The organism is Calothrix sp. 336/3, assembly GCF_000734895.2.
GTDB lineage: Bacteria > Cyanobacteriota > Cyanobacteriia > Cyanobacteriales > Nostocaceae > 336-3.
This window is the reverse complement of the sequence record NZ_CP011382.1, coordinates 4,902,365-4,914,577: the sequence shown is the minus strand read 5'-3', so window position 1 is coordinate 4,914,577 and position 12,213 is coordinate 4,902,365. Positions and strand designations below refer to the sequence as shown.

Annotated in this window: 5 protein-coding genes; all 5 read right to left on the bottom strand. The window is 37.2% G+C overall.

Translation table 11 applies throughout. From position 1 onward, the window contains the following. Positions 1-881: 881 nt before the first annotated feature. Positions 882-2,000, bottom strand: coding sequence for a magnesium chelatase ATPase subunit I (gene bchI, locus IJ00_RS20380; RefSeq protein ID WP_035156108.1), 1,119 nt, complete (start codon positions 1,998-2,000; stop codon positions 882-884). Between the two features lie 108 nt (positions 2,001-2,108). Then, positions 2,109-5,141: a tetratricopeptide repeat protein gene (locus IJ00_RS20375; protein ID WP_035156105.1), complete on the bottom strand. Its 3,033-nt coding sequence runs from the start codon at positions 5,139-5,141 to the stop codon at positions 2,109-2,111. A gap of 157 nt (positions 5,142-5,298) precedes the next feature. Then, a complete protein-coding gene (locus IJ00_RS29730; RefSeq protein ID WP_052754503.1) occupies positions 5,299-10,026 on the bottom strand; it encodes a glycosyltransferase in 4,728 nt (1,575 codons plus the stop codon). Between the two features lie 25 nt (positions 10,027-10,051). Beyond that, the gene (locus IJ00_RS20365; RefSeq protein ID WP_035156103.1) at positions 10,052-11,179 is read right to left on the bottom strand and encodes a UDP-galactopyranose mutase; all 1,128 of its coding nucleotides are present in this window, start codon (positions 11,177-11,179) and stop codon (positions 10,052-10,054) included. 63 nt (positions 11,180-11,242) lie between these two features. Then, the gene (locus IJ00_RS20360; RefSeq protein ID WP_035156101.1) at positions 11,243-11,668 is read right to left on the bottom strand and encodes a M48 family metallopeptidase; all 426 of its coding nucleotides are present in this window, start codon (positions 11,666-11,668) and stop codon (positions 11,243-11,245) included. Between the last annotated feature and the right edge of the window lie 545 nt (positions 11,669-12,213).

Here is a 12,213-nt window from a genome sequence, read left to right as displayed (position 1 = left end):
AAGATACCCCAAATTCAGCAATTGCTTCTACCTTTATTTACGTTTTCAAGGAGATAGAATGTCACCACTCCTGAAAGTTTCGTTCTCAGGAAGAAAGTATATTTAGATACTAGCGCTTATAATCGTCCTTTGGATGAACAAACACAATCCAAAATTTTTTGGAGACGTAAGCAGTTATAGTTATCTTCCAAACAATTAGGGTACAAGGCATCGAACTGATTGGCTCCTCTGTACTGGAGTATGAAAATAGCCGCAATTCTGATTCAGTGAAGCGAGAAGCGATGAGTCAATATCTTCAAATGGCGCGATCGCGACGGGAGATTGATGAAGCGATTAGGTAGTGAGATCAGCAATTAGAGTGAAAGCGATTGATATATTACACGTTGCTTTTGCTGAAGCAAGCAATAACGACTACTTCATGACTTGCGACAAACGGATCATTACATCGATGTTCAAGCTTGGCAATGAAAGTCACTACATCTGGTCGATTTCGTTTTGGAGATTAGCAACAATGATTCAGATGAAGAGTGAAGAATCAATTTTACAGTAAGGGCTAAAAGTTCTTTTAGCCCACATGGAGACATTTGAGGTCGCTCGATTTTGGGCAACCTGTAATCTCAGGGGAGGTGACTACCTTAAACTGAAGGACGAAATTTTCGCACAAGAATCTGTGGACAGTCTATATTCCAAAATTCTGGATTTTCAGTCGGTGGCAAAAGAAGCCTAATAATCCACTTGCACCCGACCGTTTAGAGTCTTTTCGTTGAGTCTGAAAGGTTGCTAGGGGTGGGTGAAGCGGAATGTTACACCAAACGGATCAGTCCAATAAATTTGTCTGTTTTCATCTCCTTCCCTTTTAACTGAGTTCTACCAGAAATTTATTACCTACCAGCTGTAGCTTTTTGTCCGGTACCATTGGCAGCTGCGGAGTCTTCTGAAAGTTCCACACCAAAGACTCTGGCAAAAGCTTTTTCGACTTTGTAACCAGAATCGATGGATTCTAGTGGATCCTTACGCAGTCGATGACGCAGACATAGGGTGATAACACGACGAATATCATCAATGGTAACTTCTGTACGTCCTTCAAAAGCGGCGATCGCCTTAGCCGCTCGGTTGGTGACAATATCACCGCGTAATCCGTCTACATCCATTTCCGAACAGACTTCCGAGATTTTTACCCGGAGATCGTAGTCGAGGGTGACGGAGGGTAAAAGTTGTTGAGCGTTGATGATGGTTTGTTGCAGTTCTTCCTGTTTACTTTGATACTGCTCTAGGAAAGCATGGGGATTTTGGTCAAATTCCGAACGCTGCTCCACAATTTGTACCCGTAGGGGGGGTTCTTTGACAGTGTGAATTTCTGCGTGCATTCCAAACCGATCCAGCAACTGGGGACGTAATTCTCCTTCCTCCGGGTTACCAGAACCGACAAGGACAAATCTTGCAGGGTGACGGATAGAAATACCTTCCCGTTCTACGGTGTTCCAACCACTAGCGGCAGAATCGAGAAGAACGTCAACTAGGTGATCATCAAGGAGATTGACTTCATCTACGTAAAGAATGCCACGATTTGCCTTTGCCAACAAACCTGGTTCAAAAGCTTTTACACCTTCAGATAGGGCTTTTTCAATGTCGATAGTACCGCAAACCCGGTCTTCCGTAGCCCCTAGGGGTAAATCAACCATCTGAACTTTCTGTTGAGCTAGGGGAATATTTTCCCCATTCAGAAAAGCTGTACGCACCTCATCACTCATCAATTCTGGATCACTGGGGTGACTATTGAAGGGGTCATTTGCCACCACAGGAATTTCTGGTAGGAGGTCAGCCAAGGCGCGAATTGTGGTAGATTTGCCAGTACCGCGATCGCCCATAATCATGACACCACCAATTTTTGGGTCAATCACGTTCAATAGCAAAGCCAGTTTCATTTCTTCCTGACCGACGATTGCTGTAAAGGGAAAAACTACACGACGCGCAGTCGCGGCTTTAGCTGTAGAAGTCACTAAACTACCTTATATTTATATCTTCTTATTACCGTCCTTTATTGTGCCATAGATAGGGGATGGGAGAAATCTTTTAATAGGGAAAGAGGAACAGATGTGACGTTGTAGTTATTTTTTCCCTGTCACCTGACGGAAGAAGTTATCAAGGGCAGTTACACAACTTTTATCTGAGTAAAGATAATCATGGCGTTCTGTCATACGCTGAATAATTTCCTGTCTCAGTTCTGGATTTGAGCCTAATTTTACAGCAATATCTACGTATTCTTCCTGACTGTAGGCAATAGTGTCTGTGACTCCCAAGATTTTCAAAATAGCGTAGGAGTGCATTCCCCGCATATATTCCCCAGGGCAGGTGACAATGGGTAAATTACAGGCGATCGCCTCTAAAGTCGAATTACCACCAGACCAACCGAAGGTATCTAAATAGACATCAGAAAGCAGATTCAGAGTCAAATAACCTTTAGTGTTTTGTCGAGGAGCAATGACGCAATAGGTTTCACTATCTAAACCATATTTAGCGAAAGCGCGTTGTAAGCGTTGGCGAAATTGTTCGGTGATGTGAACACTTTTGTGAGCAAGAAAAGCAAATTGCGCAGTGGGTACTTTTGTGGCGATCGCGGGATAAATATCATCATACTGGGGCAGATATTTGAACAAAGATTGGCAAGATAAATAAACGATGGCATCTTCCCTTAAATTAAAATCTGCCCTTGTTGATGTCAGTTGGGGAACTACTGGTTTGGGATAACAAAGTCCAATATTTGGTAATCGAATTAACTGCTCTGAATAATGTTCCTGAGCATTTTCTGGTTCCATCAAATCCCCAGAAATATAATAATCAATTGTTGGTAATCCGGAAGTTATAGGATGTCCCCAAGCTGTACATTGTACGGGAGCAAGTCGTAAACCTGCCATTTGTGTAGTGATAGGAGCCATACCAATATCAGGAAAGATTAAAATATGTAGTTTATCCTGAATTATCTGTTCACAAACTGCTTCTAAATCATTGGGAATATGATGGAAAACATTACTACTCAGTTTAAACTGTTGAGTTATTTGGTCCATCTCTGGAGCAGTATGATAACAATAAATTTCTATATCCTGTCTATCATGATGATTAATCCATCCTAATGCCCATCTGGCTCCATTGTGATTTCTTAAATAATAGGATGCATAACCAACTCGAATTTTTTCCCCAGGCTGTAAAGATTTAATAGGTAAGGGTTTTGCCCATTCTGGATAGTTAGCAGCCATGACTTGATGCACAAAATTTCCATAAAGCTGCTGCAATTCAATATCATTTTGGCATTGATATTGTAAATAAAAATTAGTCCGAAAACTTATACCAAATAAGGCGTTTTTTCTCGCTTCTGGTGTATCTAAGGCGGAACTACTCACTAAATCGGCTAATCCCTGGGCAAAACGCTGTCTATAATCAGCAATATCAGCAACTTGCTCATATAAGATTGGTAATATTCTTTGTCTTTCTAACTTGAAAGTCACAACATCTGGCATGACTTGCACAGCTTCATCCATTAATTGAATGGCAGCTTCTGGTTTACCTACATCCTGTAGAGTTGTGCCAAAGAAAATATATAAATCTTTTGATTTTGGATAAATTTTTAGCCCTTCTTGATAGGCTGATATTGCTAAATCAACTTGATTTAATCCTTGATAGCATTGAGCTAAAGCAATATAAAAATGTTCGTCACCTTGCTTAAACTTAGTAAATTCTTGAAAGTAGTTTAGTGCTTCTTGGAACTCATTTTTTCGGTAATGAGCGTAACCGTAATAGGAAGCAGATTCTGCGGGGTCATTTTTCGCTTCTAGGGCAACCCCTAAATTATATAAAATATCTGGATTGCGGGGTTTTAAACATAAAGCTTGTTCATAAATTTCCACTGCTGCATCAATTTCTTGCCTCTCCATTAAGACATTTCCGAGGTTTAAATAGCTACCAAAATGCTTAGGGTTAACGGCAATTGCCTGACGATAGACTGATTCTGCTTGATCTAAATCTCCAGCTTCCAGAAAAATATTTCCCAGATTATTGTACGGGTCTACAGCCTCTGGTTCAATGGCGATCGCTCTTTGATAAGCTTCAATCGCATGACTATGGGCACCAGCTTTTTCTAGTACAACACCAATTGTATAATAATGTACTGCCTGGGATGGCTCTAAGTCGATTGCTTTTGCTAAAGCATTAATTGCCTCTTGATAGCGGTGAGTTTGATAATATAATGTTCCTAAATTTAACCATAGACCTGCTTGTTTAGCATCAACATCTAGTAATTCTAGATATTTCTTTTCTGCTTCCTCAAAACATTCATAGCCATGTAAAAGTATCGCTTCTCTTCTGAGTTGGAAAAAAGCCTTTCTTTGTTGATTAAATTCCCGTTCTTTTTCAACTAAGGCAGAAATAAAATTATCTTGATTATATTTATTTATTTCCGATATGGTATAGTTATTTTCCTTGGTGATATCCCAACTGAGAATTTCTATGCCATTATCAAAAGAAGGATGGTTCTCTGCGGGAGTTAACAAACTCAGAAGTTTTTCACATTGGGGATTTACAGTCATAAAATCCCAAATTGCTTGCTGCACACCAATATAATTAGCATTATTGATAATTATCACAGCCTTATCTGCTAAAAAATTTTGTGCTAATTGGAGTCCTAAAAATTGACTGCGATAGTTATCTTCACCTTGATAAAAATATATACCTATCTTCTCTTCACTGTGAAATTGCCGTAATTCTGAGAAAAACTCAGCCACACTTTGATTAGCAATCACAACTTGATTTTCTAAATCAAAATTTGCAAGATTGTAATTCAGCTTATTAATAATTTCCTGGTTCTCTTCTCGACAACTAAAATCATCAACTAAATATGCTAACCCGTGGGGATGCTCAGATAATGCAGCAAATAAATTAGCCCCGGTTAATCCGCCAACTTGACAATATATTTCTTCCTCATCTAGACACTCAACTGCAAAATTGAGGAGTTGCATAATATTCTCCGTAGTAGTATCGGGGAATATTTCGAGAAAGTTTTGAAAGCGTCGAGACTTAAGAGAGACAGTTTCTTTGCGCCAATTATCATAGAAATTTGGCAACTCGGTAATAAATTTTTGGTAGTCCATAAATACAAATATGTTGCGAGCGATTGTTCAATATAGTTAATCAATAAATAAAATATGGCTCATGAAATTTATAGAGCCATACTTAGGGTTGTAATCATCATCAGTTGCAAAGGATAATCACCCATCATTTATCCTTTATCTGTTTGCTGGTATCAGCTTATTGAGCCGGAAATGGCAAATTCAAGAAGATATTATCAGAAATATTTTCTAAATTATCCAAAGCGAAATTGACTAAATTATCAGCCCTAACTTGAATCATTTTTTCCTTATCTTCATGGATTAAAGCTATTCTCCCTTGAATTTGAGTGAGTAAACTTTCCCATTGATTTTCACTCAGGTTATCTACTAGAGAGATACCCAAACCTTCGCTGATATCAATATCTTCTTCCATGAGTAAACCCATAGTCACACTCGATATAAAAAGCTCTGCATCTTCTGGGGGAATTTGACTTGTTTCAATTAAAAGTGTGATATTCTCACTGTCTGGATTAGTGGCGATCGCCCGGATAACTCCCTGTAATTCCTCTCCAATTATTTCTTCGGATTGTTGCCAATCTGGAAAGATAATGAAATTCTTTGTTTTCAAATTTAATTTTGGCAGAGTCATATCTAGAAGTTTCTGACTAATGATATCAGCCATATTTAACCAAGAAAATTTTGCAGATTGATTCAAACCAGCAGCGATTAATCTTTTTCTAATGCTCGGTTTTTGCACTTCCATGAGTGCATCTGCTAACCCATTTATATCCTGAGGATTAACATAAATTGCTGCATCTGCGCCGACTTCTAAGATTGCGCTATGGGGACAGGTAATTACTGGACAACCACAAGCCATAGCTTCAATAATTGGCAAACCAAAGCCTTCATATTTAGAAGGATAAACAAGAGCGATCGCCCCTCCATATGCTGTCACTAACTCTTCATCATCTAGATACAAATTATGGATTGTTGTCCCTAGAGTATATTGCCTAATTTCTGCATCAATTAAACTATTACTTCCTGTAATTACAATCTCAAATCCATCTTTATTTACGAGTTGAGAAAATGCTTGGAAGAATAAATTACGATTTTTGCGTTCATCATCAATTCCTACTAACAGAAAATAGGGTTTCCTAATCCCATAGGTTTTCTGAAACTTGCTAATTTCTTCTACACTGCTAGGAGTAAAGATTTGATGATTCACCCCATTTTTTGCAACTGTCACCGATTCTCTCGGAATTCGTGGGAAAAATTTTACTAAATCATTAGCTGTATTTTCCGAAACTGCTATATAAGCATTAGCAGCAAGAATGCTACGATGTTTTTCACGCCACATAGGAGCAGCTAAATTCCAGCCCATAGCTTCAGGAATCATATCATGGGCAAGGAAAACAGTAGGTGTAGAAACTGTTGTGGTATGATAGGTGGAAATAAAAATTTCTGCGCCCACTTTATCACAGACTTCTTGAATTAAGTTTCTATCATCCTCAATATTTCCATAGCTATATGCTGGGAAATCAATATACCTAATTCCAGAAATAATAGGTGCTGTTCCTCCTCGGTTTAGAACCATCAGATGTTGAGCAAATCCACTTTCTACCCATGCTTCCAATAAACTTGTCCACACACGGCTAATTCCTGAAGGTTCTAAAACCTGGAAAGCAACACCATCAATAATGATATTTGTAGTAATCGCTTCTTCAGAAGTAATTGGATTATTAAAATACTCCTGAATTTTGATAATGGCAGATTCACTAGTTGTATTTCCAAGATTTTCTGCCGCCAAATTAATTAAATCCTGCAATAATTCTTTTCTGGAATTAATCAGATTTATAGTCGAGCTAATTACATTAGGATGCTCACTACATTGTAGCCCCTGGTAAATTTGCGCGATCGCGGCATTTTTATCTTCTCTAAACAACATATGTTTTGCTGTCTGAATCGCGGCGATCGCCGAAACTCTTCTTGCTTGATCGGATAATGTCTTGGCTAAATATCTTGGTAAATAACGTTCTGTAATCTCAATAGATTTACGCTTATCAACAACATTTGCACCAGTTGTCAGTAACCGAGAAGTATCCGAAGCACCATGTCTCCGATAATAAACTAGCGGTTGTGGTTCATACCACACAGGATAATAAGTCGCAATTCGTTTCCACATTTCCCAATCTGCTGCATGGGATAGTTCTAAATGAAAGCCTCCTAATTTTTCATAAACATCCCGTCTGACAACTATCGATGGAGTCTCAATTCTTTGAGCAATTGCTAAACGTTCAATAAAATTAGTAAGAATACCAGGATTTAATTGTTCTAAATAGGATAAACCTTGCCATTGGGTATTCTCGTCCACAAAAATCTGCCGACAAAATGCTGCACCCACTGTTTCTTGCTTTTCCAAAGATGCTTGCATCTGACGATAAAATCCTGGTGCGACCATATCATCACCATGCAAAATATGCACCCACTGACCTTTTGCCCGTTGAATACAAGTAGTAAAATTAATTGCAATTCCACTATTTTGTGGCTGACGATAGAAAGTTACTCTACCTTCACCAATTTCTCTCACAACAGCTTCTGAATCATCTTTAGTAGAGAAATCATCTATCACCTCAATTTGCATATATTCCGCACCTGGATCCTGTGCTAATACACTTTTTAAAGTTTCTCTCAAATATTCAGCACAGTTATAGGTAGGAATCATTACTGACCAAAATGGTCGTGAGGTTTCTAATACAGGTTCAATCTTGGGAATTGAGGAAATATGTATTTTTGTTTCTGTGATTTTTTGAGAATTGCTATTTTCTTGATGTGCAATTCTTAGTAACTCTTTAGCACGTTTATTCCAAGTATTTTGGAAAGCTATTTGTTGACATTTTTGTTTTTGTAAATTTGACAAACTTATTTCTTGACAAGCAACAGATTTTAATATGTCAATCAAAGCTTGTGCCGAGTCATAAGTAATTAAAGAGGGAATTTCCTCGGAATGTATACTAAAATCTATGGAACTAGCAATAATTTTCTGAGCAGCTAAATATTCATAGATTTTTGCGGGGAACATCTGTGCTGATGTTGTTGTTTTATAAGGCAAGATTAACACATCAGCAGCTTGTAAAACTCCTGAAATTTCTTCATGATTTACAGGAGGAATATAATAAAAATTTTCTTGAGATTTTAACTCATTCCATATCCCTAAATCATTGTTAGGTATGCTTTCCATCCCAACAAAATAAAAATCAAAGTCAAGACTATGAATAACGACTTCCCGTAATAAATCAAAATTGACTCTATTATTAATAAACCCTGTAAATATGGCTTTATGTCGAGGTGAATCAGTATTAATAAATTTGGGATAGGGTAAAGATATTGATAAAGATTTGACTAATGCGTCATCTACACCATTTGGTAAGGAATGAATAGTCTTATTGACTAAAGGCTGATATTCCTCGGCAATAATTTTGCCATTTGCAAATATGACATTGGCGGATTTCCAGAAATTGTCTAAAACTCCTGTTTCTTGGATTTTAATACCCCAATCTAAAGACAACCAAGGGTCTTCAACATCAACAATGATATTATCCCATTGAATCAAGTCTAAAAGTCCTTCTAAAGCTGGTCTACAGTTGTATAACCATACTTCTTCATGTCCATTAACTAACTGAGATATATCTGATAATAAGGTTTGATATTCAGCAGTATTTCTATCATTTAATACCCAGAACCAAGGACAACTACTATAACCATCAGGTGCATACCAAACATAACGATATAAACTATTTGATAGCTGTATAAGTTCTCCAATTTTTTGTGATTCTGCCGTTGCTGATACGAAACCAGCATCCAGATATATTACTGTGCAATATTCAGATAAAGATTGTGCTAAGGGTTGAAATCGATTCCATAGAAAATCCCAGTTCCACCCTGATTGAAAGATAATAAGTCTTTTTTTTCTCTCTTGAGGGGCTAATTGTTGATCAGTATGAGAAGATATCTGTTTTTCACTATCTATATCATCATGGATTGCCAAGATAGATAAATCTTGAGGAGATATTAGTTCTGAGGTTGTTGAGAAATTGCTTGCCATCAATAATTTATCAGCAAGTTTTTTATATCTCTGTAAAACGTCAGTGTGATTTTCCAGATATTCTCTTTGGGTAAAATAGGAAAAATGACTGACAATAGATGTACCACAAATACAGTTATAACGATTTATTTGTTTAGGTTTATCAACTGATAACCATTCTTCCTCATCAACTCCCTCTACAATACCATCGAACTCTGCAAAATCTTTCCCAAACCAAGCAATAAAGTTAACAGATACCCGCTCAAAATCACTTAATATCCAAAAGGGGTATTCATAATGTTTAATATTTCCCTGTTGATAATCGTGTAAAAATTGATAGTGGATACTTTCTGCAAACTTACCACTTTTCCAACCGATATCACAAAAAACATCATAGGTAACTTTCCCATGAGTATCTTTAAAACTTCCTCGTCTTTGATTAATATAAGAGCAGATTGAATTATTTAAGATATTGGCATAGATAATAAAATATTCTGGATACTTAATTCGGAAATTTACTAACTCTGTAATTGCGTTTTCTGTAATTAAACAAATGTCATCATCTATGCGCACGTAGATTGTATTAACATCTGTACAATATTGAAAGAAATATCGAATAGTCTCGTTGCCATTAGCAGGAGTATCGAGGAAATATAACTTAATAAAATCAGGATATTTATCCCCCAAAGATTTCATATAAGCAATATCTGCCTCATTATTAGTATTAACCCATAAATGATATTCATCGATTACAGGTCGATTCTCTAATATATAGGGTAGGAGAATTTCTAAATATCTTTCTCTTCCCGCAGGAGTAACAGCGACTATCCGATAATTCTCTAACATAATTTCCTTCCCTCCAATTAACCAACTAAGCAATCAATTCCAATTGAACAGGGAATCTTTCCATTCCCTCATTCTCCATCAGACGTTTTGCTAAAACCATTGCTCTGGCGATCGCCTGATCCATATCGTAGTATTTGTATTCACCTAATCTGCCACAAATAAGTAGATTAGAAATTTGGTTAGCTCGTTCTTGATATTTAGAATATAACTGAGCATTTATTTCATCGGGGAAAGGATATTCATAATGATCAGGATTTTTGGGAGTGTAGGGAGTTTCGGTAGTTAAGACAGTACCTTGGATTTTTTTTGCATATTTTTTTGGCATCATATGCTTCCATTCCAAAGTTCTAATCTGCCCTCCATTGGCAAAACTGGGATAATTAATTTGTCCTGCGGGTAGTGCATAATCCACATTTTTGATATATCTTGTTTCTCGCTGTTGTCCCCGATAAACTAAACGTCCCATATCGAAGTTAAAATACTCGTCAATTGCTCCGGTAAATACTAATTTTCTTTTGACTTCAATCAACTCGCGCTGTTGTAGATAGTCAAAATTCAAAATTACCGGGATTCCCTTGAGCAAGTTACTCATAAATTGAGCATAACCATCCCTGGGAATTCCTTGATACTTATTCTGTTTCAATCTAGGGTCATCATTATGATGAACATCAAATCTTTTCGCTAAGTTAGCTGATAGTTTATGAGCAGAGATTCCCCATTGTTTTTCCGTATACTCTTTGACAAATTTCTCATAAATCAAGCGTGGCATGATTGCCAGAGACGCTTCTTCAAAATTACTAGGAATATGGGAAAATTCTGGTTGCCAATTCTCTCCTATCTTTTGCCGAATATAACTCCCCGCAATGGGCCAATTTTCATAACAACCGTCAACATAGGATTTTAAAATCGCCTCAAAGTTTTCAAAAGCAGAAAACTGATTCACAAATTTCCAGATAGCTTCTGAAGATGTGCGAAAATAATGGGGTCCATAGGTATGAATGCGAATACCACTAGGATGATGATGGTCATGGACATTACCACCTAAATGGGAACGTCGATCAACCACCAAAACTTTTTTACCAGCATCAAACAGAATGCGCGCGATCGTTGCTCCAGTCAATCCAGAACCAACAATTAAATAATCTATTTGCATATTTATTAAAGAGGATTAAAAAAATTCTTGAAGTAGTTCTTAGTAACGACACAAGCAGTTAGGTTACTTCTGCTGCGGTTGCTTGTTTACCTGTTTTTTCAAATTTTCTAGAGCAGTTTTATAGTCCTGTCTCTGAGGATACAAAAGTACTAATTTTTCCAAAGGGGCGATCGCTTTATGGATATTCCCCTGCTGAATCTGTACTTTTGCCAAACCTTCTAGCGCTACCTGGTTATTCGGTTCTTGCTTCAAAACCACCTCAAAACTACGTAGCTGCCGTTGCAAAGCTAAGTTTTGGGATTCTGATTCAGGTTTTACAACTTCTTGCTCTGAAGTAACAGAGGTTGTGACAGCTTCTTGCAACATAGGTAGCAAGGCAAATACAGTTGAACCAGAAAAAGATAAAATAGATACAAATGTCACAATTTTTCGCCGTCGCTCAGTTTTATGACGACGTGCAGCAAGATAATCTTCATTAGATGTAGTCATGTGGCTATAAGCACTTCGTTAATTACTTAAGTGCTGACTAGAGTTATGTTATGAGGATACCCAGCAATTCACAAAAAATATCACCCTAAGGGAAAAAGACTATGCCTTGACCTTAACTAACTTAAGATTTTCTCTTACCTATTAAAATATATCTCTGCACAAAGGTGAGTGTTTAAAGTTACGCTGAATAATTCTGTCACTGCCTATAAATGTATAAGAATACAGAAGATGTTATGCAGTAGTTGCACGGAATAAAGTCTTGTGATTTGCCCAACCATCCCCCTAAAGAAATATTTATCTAGGGCAAAAGCTTAAGAAAAAATTAAATTTTGCAAATTTTCCTTGCAACCCTGTTTCATCTCCCGATGTTTGCGATATTCTGAATGAACTCCCATCTGTTTCTTCACAAAGGGCAGTCACAATCAACAGTTGTCATCAACTGTTTACATCACTCGCAAGTAATGAAAAAAGTATTCAGCTATTTAATGATAAAATATTGACTGGGCACAGCTATGGAATTGAAGTAATATATGGTCTTTTCCATG